This is a genomic window from Bradyrhizobium sp. LjRoot220 (genome assembly GCF_964252915.1).
Lineage (GTDB): Bacteria > Pseudomonadota > Alphaproteobacteria > Rhizobiales > Xanthobacteraceae > Bradyrhizobium.
Map to the genome: position 1 here is coordinate 96,609 of NZ_CAXUPS020000005.1, position 17,868 is coordinate 114,476.

Consider the following 17,868-nt stretch of genomic DNA (forward strand, 5'->3'; position numbering starts at 1 on the left):
GGCGGGATTTTTTGGCAGGCCGCCTGGGCTACGAACGGGGTTCGAGGTTCAGATAATAACGCCACTCGGTGCCCATATTGTCGTCGGTGATGAGTGTCCGGTCGGTTGTCGCAGCCAGCAGTTCCGGACATTCCTCAATTCTGGCGCTGCCGCGGCCGTACCTGGTCATGATGGATTCGATCCAGGAACGGTCCGCGGCGTCGTTCAGATCGAATTCGGCCTTGCCGTCGATCCTGTAGTTCTCCAGCACCGTCCGCCAGCGCGAAAAATCCCACGCGATCGGCGTCTGCGAAACCACCATGTGGTTGGTGAAACGGGCACCGTGCGAAAAGGCGGTGCAAGCCGTCCGCTGCGCGCGCCGCGAATCGGTCGTGTTGTAGAAGAACACGCCGCCGGGATTGAGGTGTTGCTTGACGAGTTCGAGAAATTCCAGCGAGAGCAGGTTGGTGATGTTGGCGCGGAAATGCCAGGTCGTGTTGGAGACGATGGCATCGAAGCGCATCTCGGGGTGATGGCCGAGCCAGCGGCGGCCGTCATCCTCGATGATCCGGACTTTCGGATTGCGCAGGATCGATTGCACGTCGGGCTGCGCCTTGATGAGTTCGAGATAGCCGCGATTGATCTCGACGATGGTCAGCGACGCCACCGCCGGGTTGCTGGCGATGACCTGGGCCCACGATCCGGACGACAGCCCGATCATCAGGACGTCGCGCGGCGCCGGGTGGAACAGGCTCAAGGCGTAGGGACGAATGATTCCGTTGAGGTCGGTCTTCAGATCGGTATTGAAGCGCCCGTCATACATGCCGTTGCCGTAGACCGTGCCGTCGGTATCGACGGTGATGATGCCGCTGCGATTTTCGACGATTTGCGCGAAACCATGGTCGGAGACGCCCTTGCTCTGGAGGTTCTCCAGCACGCGGGACGCGATCACGGGATTGGCGATGGCGCCAATGATCAGGATAGCCGCGGCAATAGCGCCACGGCGCATGCGTTCCGTTGCGGGCGCGGGCAGGGCCGCGATCAGCAGCACGGCGCACGAGGTGCCGCCGGCCAGCAGGAACACGGCCATCGCCTTCAGGCCGAGCCAGTTGCTCAGAACGAAGCCGGTCAGTACCGCCCCGCTGGCGCAGCCGAGGATGTTGGCGAAATACAGAATGGCGGTTTGCATGCCCGCCCGGCTGTCGGCGGAAATGCCGAGTTGCGACAGGTATGGCAGGAGCGCGCCCCATTGCCGCGCGATCAGATAGATGACGACAATGCCGATGCCGATCACGCCGGGGCCGATCCATGCCAGCTGCGCCATCAGCGGCAGGAAGGCCGCGCCGAAAATATTGGCCCAGATCAGATCCGTCGCAGCCTTTCGCATTGCCGCTCGGGGCACGAGTTCGTCACAGGCCTGTGCCGCATTTCGTGCGCCAACGGCAATGCCGATGAGAAAGGCGCCGAGCGTCAAGGCAAAGGCGAGCGAACTTGATCCGGTCGCAAAAGAGATCGTGCGGAACAGGAATATCTCGTAAGACAGCGAAATGAAGCCGCCGAGCATGGCGACGACCGTCACGAAGGGCATCGCCAGCAGCGGTCGTGCCGGCGATCTGGCGTGATTGGCTGGCGAGGTCTCCGTCACATCAGGGCGCGCGTAATGCACCGAGATCGCGCCGATGCCGACGGCGAGATTGATGCCGGCGGCGATCCAGACCGCCGCATGCATTCCGAACAAGGGAAAGATGACCGTGGCGCAGGCGAGGCAGGCGGCACCGGCGCCGAGCGTATTGACGAAATAGAGGGTGCCGACGGCGCTGCCGATCTGGCCGGAGGTTCTGGCGAGGTATGAGACGAGGATCGGCAGGGTCGCGCCCATCAGCAGCGTGGGAATCAACACGAGCAGCAGGTTGATCGCGGCCAGCGCGGCCAGCGGCAGATCGGCGACGAGATGGCCGACCTGTTCGAAGATCGCCAGCGAGACCAGGCCGAAGGCGGCGGTCAGGAGCTCGATGATGCCAAGCAGCAGCAGCGCCCTGACGTTGCGCCGTTTCGATATCCAGCCGCCGGCAAGGCTTCCCAATCCGAGGCCCAGCATGAAGGCCGTGACCACGATGGTCACGGATTCGGTGTTGACCCCGAAAATCCGGAACAGGCTGCGTTGCCAGGTCAGCTGATAGATCAGCGCGGGAAAGCCCGAGAAGAAGAACAGGACGCACAGCAAGCGAACGCGGGACGTGAGGGACGCCGTTGTCGGTGGCGCCACAGTCGGCAGTTCCAAGGATGTCATCTGCTGGTTCCGGTTGTCAGGCCAAATATAGGGCCCAAAGGTCAACCAATGCTTGCGCCGCCGGGGAGGTTGGGCCCCAAGGCGATGGCCTCGATTTGCGGCGGCGCGGGGCTTGCAGCGCCACAACGCGGTCAGTCGATCAAATTGCCATGCGGGAAGTTGCGATCTGTTCACCAGAGCGAACGCGCCGCCCAGGCGGCAGAGGCGAGCGCGGCTGAATTGGTGGTTATGCCGCCGGCTTGGCGGCGTCGTCCTCGCTGGCGAGCAGATGCAGCAGTGCGCTCTTGATCGCGGCCTGCCGCGTCGGCGCGGTGATCTGGGCGCCGAGCAGGTCGGTGACGTAGAACACGTCGCGGGCGCGCTCGCCGAAGGTCGCGACGTGGGCGGAGGCGATGTTGAGGTTGAGCTTCGAGATCGCCGTCGTCAGCTGGTACAGCAGGCCCGGTCGGTCGAGGCCCGAAACCTCGATCACGGTGTAGCGGTCCGACCATTGATTGTTGATGGTCACTTCAGGCTCGACCACGAACGGCCGTGCCTTGCCGCGCGCGGCGGCCTTGCGCGCCACCACTTCGGGCAGCCGCAACCTGCCTTCCAGCACCTGCTCGATCATCTCGCCGATCCGCGTGGCGCGGCGGCCCTCGTCCTCGTCGCGGTCGTATTCCCGCGAGATCGCGATGGTGTCGAGCGCGCGGCCGTCGGTGGTGGTGTAGATCTGCGCGTCGACGATGTTGGCGCCCGCGGACGCGCAGGCGCCGGCGATGATCGACAGCAGCCAGGGATGGTCGGTCGCCAGGATCGTCAGTTCGGTGACGCCGCGCGCTTCGTCGAAGCCGACATTGATCGCAAGCTTGTGGCCGGCCTGTTCGCTGGCCCGCAGAAACCGCGCGTGGCGGATCTTTCGCGGCAACTCGACCTTGAGCCAGTACGCCGGATAATGCCGCGCGACATAGGCGTTGAGTTCCTGCTCCGGCCACTCAGTGAAGGCGGCGCGGAATTCCGACTGCGCCACCGCGATGCGCTGCGCGCGGTTCACTTCCGAGAAGCCGCCGGTCAGCACCGGCTCGGTTTCGTAATACAGCGTGCGCAGCAACTGCGCCTTCCAGCCGTTCCAGACGCCGGGGCCGACGCCGCGGATATCGGCGGTGGTCAGGATCGTCAGCAGCTTCATCTGCTCGACCGATTGCACCACGGCGGCGAAATTCTCGATGGTCTTGCGGTCCGACAGGTCGCGCGACTGCGCCACCGTCGACATGGTCAGATGCTGTTCGATCAGCCACGCCACCGTCTCGGTGTCGGCGGCGTTGAAGCCGAGCCGCGGACACAGCCGCCGCGCCACCTTCGCGCCGGCGATCGAATGGTCCTCGGGCCGGCCCTTGGCGATGTCGTGCAGCAGCGTGGTGATGTAGATCACCGCGCGGTGTTCGGGGCGAATTTTTCGCATCAGGTCGCTGGCGACGGTGAACTCGTCATTGCCGCCGCGCTCGATATCCTGCAGGAAGCCGACGCAGCGGATCAGATGCTCGTCCACCGTGTAGTGGTGGTACATGTTGAACTGCATCATCGACACGATCTTGCCGAAGGCACGGATGAAGTGGCCGAGCACGCCGGTCTCGTTCATGCGCCGCAGCACGGTCTCGGCGTTGTCGGACGTCAGGATCTCCATGAACAGGCGGTTGGCTTCCGGATTTTCGCGTAAGCCGGTGTTGATCAGCTTGAGCGAGCGCGTCACCGTACGCATCGCGTCGGGATGGAAGGCGAGGTTGTTCTTCTGCGCGAGCCGGAAGATCCGGATCAGATTGACCGGATCGTGCTTGAAGATGTCGGGTGCGGCGAGGTTGATGCGGTTGTTGTCGATGATGAAATCGTCGCTGTCGGGCACGCGCCGGCGCTTGGCGCCGCCGGGCCGGAACCGCGCCACCACGCGGCTCAGCACCGGCGCCGGCTTGGCCTGCTCGTCTTCCAGCTTGGCGCACAGGATCGCGGTGAGGTCGCCGACGTCCTTGGCGACCAGGAAGTAGTGCTTCATGAAGCGTTCGACATCCTGCATGCCGGGATGCGAGGTATAGCCGAGACGGACCGCGATCTCGCGCTGCATGTCGAAAGACAGCCGCTCTTCGGCGCGGCCGGAGACGAAATGCAGGTTGCAGCGCACCGACCACAGGAAGTCGGCGCAGCGGCGGAAGGTGCGGTATTCCTGCGCGTCGAACACGCCGCGCTCAACCAGCTCGTCGGTCTCGCGTACCCGATAGACGTATTTCGCGATCCAGAACAGCGTGTGCAGGTCGCGCAGGCCGCCCTTGCCGTCCTTGACGTTGGGTTCGACCAGATAGCGCGACTGGCCGCCGCGGCGGTGGCGTTCCTCGCGCTCGGCGAGTTTGGCGGTGACGAATTCCGCCGCCGTGCCCTGCACGACGTTCTTGTCGAAACGCGCGACCAATTCGTCGTAGAGCGGCTGGTCGCCGGTCAAAAAGCGTGTCTCGAGGATGGCGGTGCGGATCGTCATGTCGCCGCGCGCCTGCCGGACCGATTCATCGACCGAACGCGTGGCGTGGCCGACCTTCAGCCCCATGTCCCACAGGCAATAGAGGATCGCCTCGGCGACCTGCTCGCCCCAGGCGGTCTGCTTGTAGGGCAGGATGAACAACAGGTCGATGTCGGATTCCGGCGCCATCAGGCCGCGGCCATAGCCACCGGTGGCGACCACCGACATCCGCTCTTCGCCCGATCGGACATGCGAGCGATAGAGATGCCGCGTGGCGGCGGAATAGAGGATGCGGATGATTTCGTCCTGCACGAAGCACAATCGCTCCGCGCAGCGGCGGCCGTGCCGGTCCTTCAGCAGCACCGCCTGCGCAACCTTGCGCGCCGCGATCATCTCGGCCTTGAGCAGTTGCGCCATCGCCGAGCGGAACACGTCCTCGCGGCCGGCATTTTTCTCGGCGAGCGCGTCGATCGCGGCGGTGATCCGCGCGGTATCGAAACGGTCATCTGCTTGAGGGCGGTCCTCGGTCACAACGCTATCCATGATCTAACCCGATATCGGACGGCGCCGACGCTGTCACGGATGATTGTGCAGTGGCGGCACATTCATGCCGGGAATCCAGCTGATATGCGGATATAACACATTGAACTATCACAAGATTTTTTCAACGCCGATACCTTACTGGGTGACATCGGCCCGATAACGCTTTAAATCCGGACCTACAAAAGAATAGCCGGGAGAAGAAAATGGACGCCGCCGAACTCCGAGCGATGCAGGCCCCGATCAAGGAGCGCTACAAGTCCGATCCCTCCGCCGCCGTCATTACCCTGAAAGCCAAGGGCTCGATCGACCATGAAGGCATCGCCTGCAAGGTCGAAACCGGCCGGGCGATCGCGATGGCCGGCCTGCACCCCGCCACCGGCGGTTCCGGACTCGAACTGTGTTCCGGCGACATGCTGCTGGAAGCGCTGGTCGCCTGCGCCGGCGTGACGCTGAAATCGGTCGCGACCGCGGTCGAAGTGCCGCTCAAGTCCGGCCACGTCATCGCCGAGGGCGATCTGGATTTCCGCGGCACGCTCGGCGTCGACAAGGAAGCCCCGGTCGGTTTCGCCGAGATCCGCCTGCGCTTCGATGTTGAAACCGACGCGCCGCAGGACAAGCTCGATCTCTTGCTGAAACTCACCGAACGCTATTGCGTGGTCTATCAGACCATCAAGAGCGGCCCGAAGGTCGCGGTGTCGATGAAGCGGGTGTGAGCGCTGCAAATGAGATGTCGTCCCTGCGAACGCAGGGACCCATACGCCGCGGCCCCTCGTTTCAACAACCGCCGTTCAACGCCTTTCGCGCCACACGAACAGATGTGGTTATGGGTCCCTGCGTCCGCAGGGACGACAAATAATGTCCCCCGAAAACGCCTTCCTCCTGACGCTCGTCCTGCGCATGGTCATCACCGCGGCGTTCGTGGTGACGGCGTCCATCATCACCGAGCGCTCAGGTCCGGTGATCGGCGCGCTGATCGCGACGCTGCCGATTTCGGCGGGGCCGTCTTATCTGTTCCTCGCGCTCGATCATGACGCCGCGTTCATCGCCGAGGGGGCGCTGGCGAGCCTGCCGATCAACGCCGCGACGATCTTTCTGGGGCTCACATACGTGGTGCTGGCGCAACGCCACAACGCGGTCATCAGTTGCCTCGCCGCGGTCGCGGTGTGGATCGCGCTCGCCTCGATTATTCGCTCGGTACACTGGACGCTGACTGGCGGCCTGACCGTCAACGCCATCGCCTATGCGATCTGCGTACCGCTGCTCGCGCGTTATCGCCACGTCAAGATGCCGCCGGTCGTGCGGCGCTGGTACGACATCCCCCTGCGGGCATCCCTGGTCGCAACGCTGGTGGCAACCGTTGTGACGCTGTCGGGCTGGGTCGGCCCCAAGGTGAGCGGCATCCTCGCGCTGTTTCCGGTGGTGTTCACTTCCATGATGCTGATCCTGCATCCGCGCATCGGCGGGCCGCCGACCGCGGCCGTGCTCGCCAACAGCGCCTGGGGCCTGATCGGGCTGGGCCTCGCCATTGCGGTGTTGCACGTCGCCGCGTTGCGGTTCGGCTCGACGATCGGGCTGAGCCTCGCGCTTGCGACCTGCGTCGGCTGGAATCTGGCGCTGTGGTGGAACGGACGGAGGAAGGCGGCACGTGCGGAATGACGGCCTACGGTACTCTCCATTGAATGTAGCCGAACAGGAGCAAATACAGCAGCGTTGAAGCCACCAGCGAGAGCACGGCTACCGCCAGTGGCACGATCGCTGCGGGCGTTCGCCAGCTGCTTGAATCCTGCATCAGGATCAGCGGCAGCAGCGGCAGCGCGATCAGTCCGAGAAGCACGAAGATGCGCCAGCCGCCTTCAAACAGCCCCGAGATCAGCAGCAGCATGGGCGGCGCGCCGTACACCAGCGCGGTCCACGCGAGCAGCTTCGCGGCGCGCTTCAAATCTTGCGTTCTTTTGCCAGTGTTTTCAGCGCGTAAAGCGCCTCCAGCGCCTCGCGCGGCGACATCTCGTCCGGATGCAGCGCTTTCACCGCGTCGAGCAACTGCTCCGCCTCGCTCGGCGGCGCAGCTTCAGCCGCGGCGCGCGACGGCACCGCGAACAGCGGCAGGTCATCAGCCAAGGCGCGGGCGGTCTGGCCGCGGTCCTGGGCTTCGAGCTTTGCCAGCACCGATTTGGCGCGTGCGATCACGGCCGGCGGCAGGCCGGCGAGTTTGGCGACCTGGATGCCGTAGGAGCGATCGGCCGAACCCGGCAGCACCTCGTGCAGGAATACGACGTCGCCCTGCCATTCCTTGACGCGCACGGTGGCGTTGAACATCCGCGGCAGCTTGGCCGAGAGCGCGGTCAGTTCATGATAGTGCGTCGCGAACAGCGCGCGGCAGCGGTTGCTCTCGTGCAGATGCTCGATCGCGGCCCAGGCGATCGACAGCCCGTCGAAGGTCGCGGTGCCGCGGCCGATCTCATCCAGGATGACCAGCGAGCGCTCGCTGGCCTGGTTGAGGATCACCGCGGTCTCGACCATTTCCACCATGAAGGTCGAACGTCCCCGCGCCAGATCGTCGGCAGCGCCGACGCGCGAGAACAGCCGGTCGACGACGCCGATCCGCGCCCGTGACGCCGGCACGTAACTGCCGATCTGTGCCAGCAGCGCGATCAGCGCGTTCTGCCGCAGGAAGGTCGATTTACCCGCCATGTTCGGGCCGGTGATCAGCCAGATCTGGCCGGAAGTTTGCGCAGGTCCCGGCGAAAGATCGCAGGCGTTGGCGATGAACGGCTGGCCGTCGCGCTTCAGCGCCGCCTCGACCACGGGATGGCGGCCGCCTTCGACGGCAAAGCCGAGCGAGCCGTCCACTTCGGGCCGCACATAATTGTCGTCGACTGCGAGTTTTGCCAGCGCGGTTGCGACATCGAGCAGCGCAAAGGCGTGCGCTGCGGCGCGCAGATCGTCGCTGGCGTTAAGTGCCAACGCCGACAGCCGTTCGAAGATTTCCAGTTCGAGCCCGAGCGCACGGTCGCCGGCATTGGCGATCTTGGCTTCGATCTCGCCGAGTTCTGACGTCGTGAAGCGGACCTGTCCGGCCAGGGTCTGGCGATGGATGAAGGTCGCGTTCAGCGGCGGCGCCATCAATTTATCGCCGTGCTGGGCCGTCACCTCGACAAAATAACCCAGCACATTGTTGTGGCGGATTTTAAGACCCTTGATGCCGGTATCATCGGCATAGCGCGCCTGCATCGCGGCGACAACGAGGCGCGAGGCGTCGCGCAGATTGCGGCTCTCATCGAGCGCGGGCTCATAGCCTTCGCGAACAAAACCGCCGTCGCGCTTGATCAGCGGCAATTGCTCAGCCAGCGCCCGTTCGAACTCGCGCGCCAGACCGCGCGAGGGGCGGCGCAGCGCCTCCATCACGGCTGCGATCTCCGCTGGCGGCGCATTAAGCTGCGCGAGCCGCGCCAGCGCAGAATCGGCGGCCAGGATGCCGTCGCGCAGGCCCGCAAGATCCCGCGGCCCGCCGCGGCTGACGGACAATCGCGCCAAGGCGCGCGACATGTCGGGCGCGGCGCGCAGGGTGGCGCGGATATCCTCACGCGCAAAGCTGTCGGCGACGAAGGTGGCGATGGCATCCAGCCGCCGCGCGATCGCGGCGCTGTCGGTGAGCGGCGCCGCGAGACGTTGCGCCAATAGCCGCGATCCGGCCGCGGTCACGGTGCAATCGATCGCGTCGAGCAGCGAGCCGCGCCGCTCGCCCGCCAAGGTGCGCGTCAATTCGAGATTGGCGCGGGTCGCCGGATCGATCGCCATCGTGGTGCCGGCGGCCTCGCGCGACGGCGGCGACAGCGGCGGGCGCTTTCCAACCTGCGTGCGATCGATATAGGTGACGGCGGCGGCCGCGGCCGTTGCTTCCAGCCGCGACATGGCGGACAGGCCGTCCATGGTGGCCACCGCAAAATAATCGCACAGCCGCCGTTCGGCGGTGGCGCCGTCGAACACGTCACGGGTCAGCGGCGTCACCGCCGGCAGTTCGCGCAAGCTTGGGCCGAGATCAGCATCGCCATAGAGCGCGTCGGTGACGATGACTTCGTTGGGGTTGATCCGCGCCAGCGTCGCCGCAAGTTCGGCGGTCGAGCATTCCGTGACCATGAATTCGGAAGTCGAGATATCGATCCAGGCCAGGCCAATGCGGTCGCCGCCGGCAGATCCCCGCGCCCGCGCGATCGCCAGCAGGTAATTATTGGTCTTGGCATCGAGCAGGGTGTCTTCGGTCAGCGTGCCCGGCGTCACCAGGCGCACCACGCCGCGGCTCACCACGCTCTTGTTGCCGCGCGCGCGGGCGGCTGCGGGATTCTCGGTCTGCTCGCACACCGCGACCCGGTGGCCGGCATTGATCAGCCGATGCAGATAATCCTCGGAGCGCTCCACCGGCACGCCGCACATCGGTATATCCATGCCCTGATGCTTGCCGCGTTTTGTCAGCACGATGCCGAGCGTTTTGGAGGCGATCTCGGCGTCCTCGAAGAACAGCTCGTAGAAATCGCCCATCCGGTAGAACAGCAGCAGCCCGGGATGGCCGGCCTTGATCTCGAGGTATTGTTCCATCATCGGCGTGACGCGCGCTGTCGCGTCGGCAGCCGTCGGCTCGGTGGCCGGCGTGGTTTCAGGTGGCATGGGCGCGGAGATGGATTGCTGGATCGTCATTGCGGGGCGCAAACTACAAAATTTTGTCCCTCGGTCCTATTGCTTTGCCCTGAGAATCCACGTTTTCCCCCGTCGTCCCGGACAAGTGAGCGCAGCGGACGCGATCTCAGATGCGCAATTGCGCATCGGGGGATCCATACGCCGCGGCCCCTCGGTAAGCCAATGGTGGCAGATACCATGCTAACAACTGCTGCTGCGGAGTATGGGTCCCGGCTCAAGGCCGGGACGACGCGTTGCGAGAACCCGGCCGGCAGGGGGAGGGAACAGACCATCTGCGTTGCTGTCAACGTCAATTGACCTGCCGCGACGCCGCTCCTAAAACTCGCCATCAATTCAGTGGGGTCAACGGCCCAAACGCGGCGTTCAGGGAGAGATTCAATGCGTGATGTGTTCATTTGCGATGCCGTACGGACCCCGATCGGCCGGTTTGGCGGTTCGCTCGCCAAGGTGCGCGCCGACGATCTGGCCGCCATCCCGATCAAGGCCCTGATGGCGAAGCATCCCAATCTGGACTGGACCCAGGTCGACGAGGTGTTTTTCGGCTGCGCCAACCAGGCCGGCGAGGACAACCGCAACGTCGCGCGTATGGCGTTGTTGCTGGCGGGCATGCCCGATTCGGTTCCCGGCCAGACCCTCAATCGTCTTTGTGCGTCGGGCCTCGATGCCGTCGGTGCCGGCGGCCGCGCGATCCGCGCCGGCGAGATCGATTTTGCCATCGCCGGCGGCGTCGAATCGATGACGCGGGCGCCGTTCGTGATGGGCAAGGCGCCGGAAGCGTTTTCGCGCTCGGCGGATATCTATGACACCACGATCGGCTGGCGCTTCATCAATCCGTTGATGAAGGCGCAATATGGCGTCGATGCGATGCCGGAGACCGGCGAGAACGTCGCCGAGGAATTCCAGGTGTCGCGTGCCGATCAGGATGCATTCGCGATCCGCTCGCAGCAGCGCGCGGGCGCCGCGATCGCCTCCGGCTACTTTGCGGAAGAAATCACCCCCGTCTCGGTGCCCGGCGGCAAGGCCGGTCCGATCACCGTCGACAAGGACGAGCATCCGCGCCCCGAGACCACGCTGGAAGGCCTGACCAAACTGAAGCCGATCGTGCGCAATCCCGGCACGGTGACGGCGGGTAACGCGTCCGGTGTCAATGACGGCGCCGCCGCGATGATCCTCGCTTCCGAAGCGGCCGTGAAGAAGCACGGGCTGACGCCGCGGGCGCGCATCCTCGGCCTCGCCTCGGCCGCGGTGCCGCCGCGCATCATGGGCATCGGCCCGGTGCCGGCGACCCGCAAGCTGATGGAGCGGCTCGGGCTGAAGATCAGCGATTTCGATTTGATCGAGCTCAATGAAGCTTTTGCCTCGCAGGGTATTGCTGTGCTCAGGCAATTGGGCGTCCAGGACGATGCCGATTTCGTCAATCCGCATGGCGGCGCCATCGCCCTCGGCCATCCCCTCGGCATGAGCGGCGCGCGGCTGGCGATGACGGCGGTGCACGGCATGGAGAAGCGCGGCGGGAAACGCGCACTCGCCACCATGTGCGTCGGCGTCGGCCAGGGCGTTGCGATGGCGATCGAGAAGTTGAATTGAACTGCTACTCCTCATGGTGAGGAGCGCGTCTTCGCGCGTCTCGAACCATGAGGCCCGAGCGCGGCCACATCCTTCGAGACGGCCGCGCTGCGGCCTCCTCAGGATGAGGGGAGAATGTCGGCTATCAACCGCAAAAGACCGCTTTTCCGGATTAGTTATATCATATAATGATCCAGACGGCGGGGCTCACCGGTCAGGCCAGGGAGGAATTCGTCATGACATTATCGTATCCGCTGCAAAGCCTCACTGCGCATCCGCCGCGGCTGTCGCCCGGCTACAAGAGCACGGTGAAGCGTTCGCCCACCAAGCCGCTGATCCCGATGCGGCATACGCTGTCGGAGCTGACCGGGCCGGTGTACGGCCACGAGACGGTGCGCGAAAACGATCACGACCTCACGCTGCAGGGCAAGGGCGAGCCGCTCGGCGAGCGCATCATCGTGCACGGCCATGTACTCGATGAAGACGGCCGCGGCGTGCCCAACGCGCTGGTCGAATTGTGGCAGGCCAACGCCTGCGGCCGCTATATCCACGTCGTCGATCAGCATCCGGCGCCGCTCGATCCGAACTTCACCGGTGCGGGCCGCACGCAGTCGGACGGCGAAGGCTATTACCGCTTTATCACCATCAAGCCGGGCGCCTATCCCTGGGGCAACCACCACAACGCCTGGCGCCCGGCCCATATCCACTTCTCGGTGTTCGGCCACTCCTTCGTCTCGCGGCTGGTCACGCAGATGTATTTCCCCGGCGACCCGCTGTTCCCGTTCGATCCGATCTTCAATTCGGTGACGGACGAGAAGGCGCGGATGCGGATGGTGTCCGATTTCGACCTCGAAAACACCAAGCCGGATTGGGCGCTGTGCTATCGCTTCAACATTGTGCTGCGCGGGCGCAACGCCACGCCGATGGAGACCAAGTAAGTGTCCAAGGCCCAGAGCAAGCCGGAAGGCGTTACCCCGTCTCAAACCGTCGGCCCATATTTCGCCTATGGCCTGACCTCGAACGGCAAATACGACTGGAACGACGCGTTCTCCAATAATTTGGTGACATCAGATACCTCGGGCGAGCGCATCCGCGTCGAGGGCCGGGTGTTCGACGGTGACGGCCAGCCGATGCCGGATTGCATGCTGGAGATCTGGCAGGCCGACGCGCAGGGCCGATTCTCCGATCCGCAGGACAAGCGCGCGCTGCCCAATTCATCCTTCAAGGGTTTTGGCCGCTGCGGCACCGATGCCGGCGGCGGCTATGCTTTCGACACCATCAAGCCGGGCATCGTGCCCGATCCCGACGGCAAGCCGCAGGCGCCGCATATCGTGCTCGCGCTGTTCGCGCGCGGCATGCTGCTGCATCTCTACACGCGGATCTATTTCGACGGTGAGGCTGCCAACGCTGATGATCCGGTGCTGGCGCTGGTACCGGCCGATCGCCGCGCCACGCTGATCGCGACGCGCCAGCCCGGCAAGGCGGTCTATCGTCTGGATATCCATTTGCAGGGCGACAACGAGACGGTGTTCTTCGACGTCTAGGCAAGCACGCAGACGTCATCCTGAGGTGCGAGCCTGCGGTGCACTTGCACCGCTGGCGAGCCTCGAAGGATGGGCCACGGGCCGTACTCATCCTTCGAGGCTCGCTGCGCTCGCACCTCAGGATGACGGAAAGAGTGCGAGTTGAGGGAGCGTGGCATGATCATCGGGCGCGAGCAGGATGTCACGGTTGCCGCGTCTGCCGTGATGGAGCGAACGTCCGATCCGCGGCTGCGCGAGATCATGGTGTCGCTGGTCAAGCATCTACACGGCTTTGTCCGCGACGTCAGGCTGACCGAGGCTGAATTCCGCGAAGCCACGGCCATCCTCGCCGAACTGGGCAAGCAATCGACCGACACCCACAATGAAGTTGTGCTGATAGCGGGCTCGCTCGGCGTGTCCTCGCTGGTGTGCCTTCTCAACAATGGCGATCAGGGCAACACCGAGACGGCGCAATCACTGCTCGGGCCGTTCTGGCGGCTGAATTCGCCGCGCGTTGAAAACGGCGGCTCGATCGTCCGGTCCGATACGCCGGGCGCGGCGCTGTTCGTGGCCGCGCGCGTCGTCGACCATGCCGGCCATCCGATCGCGGGCGCCGAGGTGGACATCTGGCACGCCTCGCCGGTCGGGCTTTACGAGAATCAGGATCCTGAACAAGCCGAGATGAACCTGCGCGGCAAATTCACCACCGATGCGGACGGGCGCTTCGCGTTTCGCTCCTTGATGATGGTCGGATATCCGATTCCGACGGATGGCGTGGTCGGGCGGCTATTGAAGGCGCAGAGCCGCCATCCCTATCGGCCGGCGCATCTGCATGCGCTGATCTTCAAGCCCGGCTTCAAGGTTCTGATTTCGCAGGTCTATGATCCCGCCGATCCGCATATCGACAGCGACGTGCAGTTCGGCGTCACAAAAGCGCTGATCGGCGAATTCATACGGCATGACGAGGCGCATCCGACTGCCAATGACGTCGGCTCGCCCTGGTATTCGCTCGACTACGTCTACCGGATGGAAGCCGGCGAGGCCGTGCTGCCGCGCCCGCCGATCAAGTAGGGCCCAGCTCGTTCGACTTGCCGGCGATGTCCATCGCCGCGCGCCAGGCAAACACCATGGCGGGGCCGATCATGGTTCCGGGCCCGGGATAGGTGCCGCGGAAAATCGAGGCGGCGTCGGCACCGGCGGCATAGAGGCCGGGGATTGGTGCTCCGCCGGATGTCAGCACGCGGCCGTTGGCGTCGGTGCGCAAGCCTGCGCTGCTCGCTAGGTCGGAAGGCCAGACCGCCACCGCGAAATAGGGTGCGGGACCGATCCTGCGCAGGCACGGGTTCGGCTTGTTGGTGGGATCGCCGTTGAAGCGGTTGAGTTCGCTCATCCCCCGGCCGAAATCCTCGTCGGTGCCGCTCTCGGCAAATCGATTGTGCCGTTCGATGGTGCGGGCCAGCGCGTCGCCATCGACGCCGATGGCCTGCGCCAGTGCAGCGATGCTGTCGCCCTGGAACAGATAGCCCGACTTGCTGAAGCGCGTGAGATCGCGCGTCCCCGGATGGATCAGGCCGAGGCCATAGTCGCGGATAAAGCTGCGGTCGCAGATCAGGAACGCCGGGATGCTCGCAGTCGTACGATGCGACCGCAGCATGCCTTCGACGAAGTCATGATACGAATTGGCCTCGTTGACGAAGCGGACGCCTGATCTGTTGACCGCGATCAGCCCGGGCTTGGCGCGATCGAGCATGATGTGCGGGAATACCGAGAGCTGGCCGTCGTCTTGCGGCATCACCGAACTCGGCATCCACAGCGCCGGGCTCCGGATGTCTTGCGCGAGTTCGCCATGCGCGCGTTCGCCGGCGAGAATGCCGTCACCGGTGTTGCTGTCGGGCGAAAGCGAATAGCGCTGAGTCGCTTCCGGAAACAGCCGGCTGCGCAGCTCGATACTCCAGCCGATGCCGCCGGCCGCCAGCACAACGCCGCGCCGCGCGCGAATGTTGACCTCGCTATCGTTTGTCGTGAAGACCGCGCCGATGATTCTCCCATCGTCTTCGATCAATTCGCTGAGTTGGGTCTGGTAGCGAATCGCGACGGCGTGCTGCTTCAAACTGTAGAGCAGCCGCGCGACCAGCGCGTTGCCCATGATCAGGCGCGTTCCGCGCGGATGCCTGATACGATCCAGCGCCTGCCGCGCCAGCAGGCGCGTCGCGTTGGCAAAATTCTGCGCGGAGCGAAACGGGTGCAGCAACGACGGAATGTCCGTCTTGCCGACCATCATGCCGCCGAGCACCATGAATTCCCGGCGCGGCGGCCGCACCCGCGCGAAGTCCTCGCCGAGCTTTCGTCCGTCGAATGGCAAAACACCCAGCGCCCTGCCGCCAAGCGCGGCACCCGGCTGGGCGTGGTAATCGGGATGAACCGGCGGCGGCGCAAAGGCCACACTGGTTCTCTGCTGGAGATAGTCGAGCACCGTTGGCCCGGTCGCGAGAAAAGCGGCGAGCCGTACATCATTGGCGGCGTCGTCGCCCAATATCGCCCCAAGATAGGTCTTGGCAGCCTCGACGCAGTCGGGCACGCCGGCCGCCGCACTCTGCCGGCTGCCGGGAATCCACACCGTGCCGGCCGAGGTCGCGGTGGTGCCGCCGACCATGTCGGACTTTTCGCAGATGATAACCTTGAGGCCCTCGAGCGCGCCGACCAGAGCCGCCGTCATGCCCGCCGCACCGGCGCCGATCACCAGCAGATCGGTCTCGGCATCCCAGCGGCGGTTCTCTGTCTGGCGGCCGGTCACGACACTCAGGCCAAATAGCTCATTTCAACGTCCCGATCGCCAGCGCATGCGCCACGCAGCTGTTGATATGCTCGGTCAGGATCGATTTCGCGCCCTCGGCATCGCGCTTCAGCGCGCAATCCAGCAAGGCCTGATGCTGCGCGATCGTGGCGCTGCCGCGGTATTGCAGGGCGTAGCGGAAGTACTTGTCGAACACGACGGCATGGGTCTGCATCAGTTCGCGCGAGCCGCAGTTCGAGATCAAGGCCTGGTGGAATTCGCCGTCGTAGCGCTTGCGCAATTCGGGATCGTCGCCCGCGGTGAGGATGGCGCGCTCGGTGGCCGCCAGCTTGTGATGCGCCGACACCACGCGGCCTTCCCACTCCATGTCGCCGGCCCGGAAGGATTCCGTCATCGCGTGGTGTTCGAGCAGGATTCGCAGCTGCGCGAGCTCGCGCAAATTCTGGATCGAGACCGGAGCTACTTCAAACCCGCGCTGGCCTTCGGCAACGACAAAGCCTTCCGAGGCCAGCCGGTTGAGGATCTCGCGCAGCGTACTGACACTGACGCCGTAATCCTCCTTCATCGAGTCGAGTTTCAGCCGTCCGGACGGATTGAGCACGCCGAAAATGATGTCGGAGCGGATGCGGCGATAGCCGCTGTCGCCGGCCGACATGGGGGACTGGGGCTGCACCGGGATCGTCAAGGTTCAATTCCGCTCTTGGGCCCGCGACGGCTGGACGACTCGCAGGCGAAACATAACCGCGAATGGCGGCTTTACCGCAAATGTCATTCATCCGGTAAAAACATAAACCTCATATATTTCATTGATTATCATTTGACAATGATTTCGCTATATGGTTTCCACCGAAAAAGGACCGGGCCGACACGAAAAATCGCGGCAAAAGCCGTGGCTGGGCACCGGATCGTTCAGGGGAGGTTGAGATGAGGCTGTTTGCAGTTCTGTCCGCGGCCGTGTTCGGCGCCGCGCTTTTGGTCGGCCCCGCGTCCGCGCAAGAGGAGCGGACCATTCGTTGGGGGCACCTCAACAACACCGACCATCCCGTCAGCTTCGGCGTGAAGAAATTCGCCGAAATCCTGCTTGCCAAGAGCGGCGGCAAGCTCAAGATCCGCGAGTTTGCGTCATCCCAGCTCGGCAATGAGTTGCAGCAGCAATCGGCGCTGCGCGGCGGCACGCAGGAAATGCTGTCGGCCTCCACGACCTCGCTGGCGACCGTCATTCCGGAATTCGGCCTGCTTGATTTCCCGTTCATCGTCACCACCACCGACCAGGCCGACGCGCTGGTGCAGGGCGCGTTCGGCAAGGCGATGATCGACGCGCTGCCGCAGCGCGGACTGGTCGGGCTCGGCTATTGGGGGCTCGGCTTCCGCAACGTCACCAACAGCAAGCATCCGATCATGAAGCTGGAGGATTTCGCCGGCCTCAAGCTGCGCGTGATTCCGAATCCGGTCTATCTGGAGTCCTTTAGCGCCTTCAAGGCCAATCCGATCCCGATGGCGTTCGGTGAACTCTACACGGCGCTGGAAACCCGCACGGTCGATGGTCAGGAAAATCCCTACACGGTGATTCTCTCCAACAAATTCTTTGAGGTTCAGAAATACGTCTCGGCCACCAACCACACCTTCACCGAGAACATCATCATCGTCAGCAAGATCTTCTGGGACAAGCTGTCGCCGGCCGAGCAGAAGATGATGCAAGAGGCGTATAACGAAAGCCGCGATTACCAGAAGGAGCAGACGCGCCTGCAGACCGAAAAGGCGCTCTCCGAATTGCAGGCCAAGGGCATGACCTACAACGCCGTGGCGCCGGCAGAGCTGGAGCGGATGCGTAAAGCCGCCCAGCCCGTGGTCGACAAGATCTCGGCAGCGCTGAAGCCGGACACAGTGAAGCTGTTCAACGCGGAGCTTGATCGGGTCCGCAAAGAGGTCAAGTGACGCGCCGCTGATATCAGCGCAAGCAGGGCTGCCGTCCAGCGGCCCTGCACCAACTCCAGCTCCA

13 protein-coding genes are annotated in these 17,868 nt (G+C 64.4%); 7 read left to right on the top strand and 6 right to left on the bottom strand.

The window, feature by feature from the left end; genetic code table 11:
- Positions 1-28: 28 nt before the first annotated feature.
- Entirely contained in the window at positions 29-2,269 is a 2,241-nt protein-coding gene (locus tag ACSQ84_RS21730) for a fused MFS/spermidine synthase (RefSeq protein WP_436213752.1), read from the bottom strand.
- Positions 2,270-2,495: 226 nt separating this feature from the next.
- Positions 2,496-5,294, bottom strand: coding sequence for a [protein-PII] uridylyltransferase (locus tag ACSQ84_RS21735; protein WP_436213753.1), 2,799 nt, complete (start codon positions 5,292-5,294; stop codon positions 2,496-2,498).
- A gap of 203 nt (positions 5,295-5,497) precedes the next feature.
- Here ACSQ84_RS21735 and ACSQ84_RS21740 point away from each other — a divergent pair, with 203 nt between their 5' ends.
- Entirely contained in the window at positions 5,498-6,007 is a 510-nt protein-coding gene (locus ACSQ84_RS21740) for an OsmC family protein (RefSeq protein ID WP_436213754.1), read from the top strand.
- A 142-nt stretch (positions 6,008-6,149) separates the two neighbouring features.
- A complete protein-coding gene (locus tag ACSQ84_RS21745) occupies positions 6,150-6,950 on the top strand; it encodes a hypothetical protein (RefSeq protein WP_436213755.1) in 801 nt (266 codons plus the stop codon).
- Positions 6,951-6,954: 4 nt separating this feature from the next.
- Here ACSQ84_RS21745 and ACSQ84_RS21750 read toward each other — a convergent pair whose 3' ends face one another.
- Positions 6,955-7,233, bottom strand: coding sequence for a hypothetical protein (locus ACSQ84_RS21750; protein ID WP_436213756.1), 279 nt, complete (start codon positions 7,231-7,233; stop codon positions 6,955-6,957).
- Positions 7,230-9,986: a DNA mismatch repair protein MutS gene (mutS, locus tag ACSQ84_RS21755; RefSeq protein WP_436213757.1), complete on the bottom strand. Its 2,757-nt coding sequence runs from the start codon at positions 9,984-9,986 to the stop codon at positions 7,230-7,232. The genes ACSQ84_RS21750 and mutS overlap by 4 nt, the downstream gene beginning before the upstream one ends.
- 378 nt (positions 9,987-10,364) lie before the next feature.
- On the opposite strand from mutS, the gene pcaF reads away from it, so the two are divergent.
- The 4 genes from pcaF (at position 10,365) to ACSQ84_RS21775 (ending at position 14,146) form a co-directional block, all read left to right on the top strand.
- Positions 10,365-11,573: a 3-oxoadipyl-CoA thiolase gene (gene pcaF, locus ACSQ84_RS21760; protein ID WP_436213758.1), complete on the top strand. Its 1,209-nt coding sequence runs from the start codon at positions 10,365-10,367 to the stop codon at positions 11,571-11,573.
- A gap of 215 nt (positions 11,574-11,788) precedes the next feature.
- On the top strand, positions 11,789-12,490 hold the full coding sequence (gene pcaH / locus ACSQ84_RS21765) for a protocatechuate 3,4-dioxygenase subunit beta (protein ID WP_436213759.1): 702 nt from the start codon (positions 11,789-11,791) through the stop codon (positions 12,488-12,490).
- Positions 12,491-13,096 (top strand): protocatechuate 3,4-dioxygenase subunit alpha, encoded by a 606-nt coding sequence (pcaG, locus tag ACSQ84_RS21770; protein WP_436213760.1) that lies wholly within the window; start codon positions 12,491-12,493, stop codon positions 13,094-13,096.
- Positions 13,097-13,252: 156 nt separating this feature from the next.
- Entirely contained in the window at positions 13,253-14,146 is an 894-nt protein-coding gene (locus tag ACSQ84_RS21775; protein ID WP_436213761.1) for a dioxygenase, read from the top strand.
- Here the strand turns inward: ACSQ84_RS21775 and ACSQ84_RS21780 are convergent.
- Positions 14,139-15,869, bottom strand: coding sequence for an FAD-dependent oxidoreductase (locus ACSQ84_RS21780; RefSeq protein ID WP_436213762.1), 1,731 nt, complete (start codon positions 15,867-15,869; stop codon positions 14,139-14,141). The two genes, ACSQ84_RS21775 and ACSQ84_RS21780, sit on opposite strands and share 8 nt — an antisense overlap.
- Before the next feature lie 19 nt (positions 15,870-15,888).
- Positions 15,889-16,524 (bottom strand): GntR family transcriptional regulator, encoded by a 636-nt coding sequence (locus ACSQ84_RS21785; RefSeq protein ID WP_436214083.1) that lies wholly within the window; start codon positions 16,522-16,524, stop codon positions 15,889-15,891.
- 269 nt (positions 16,525-16,793) lie between these two features.
- On the opposite strand from ACSQ84_RS21785, the gene ACSQ84_RS21790 reads away from it, so the two are divergent.
- Positions 16,794-17,804, top strand: a complete 1,011-nt coding sequence (locus tag ACSQ84_RS21790; RefSeq protein ID WP_436213763.1) for a TRAP transporter substrate-binding protein — start codon at positions 16,794-16,796, stop codon at positions 17,802-17,804.
- The last annotated feature ends 64 nt before the right edge of the window (positions 17,805-17,868 follow it).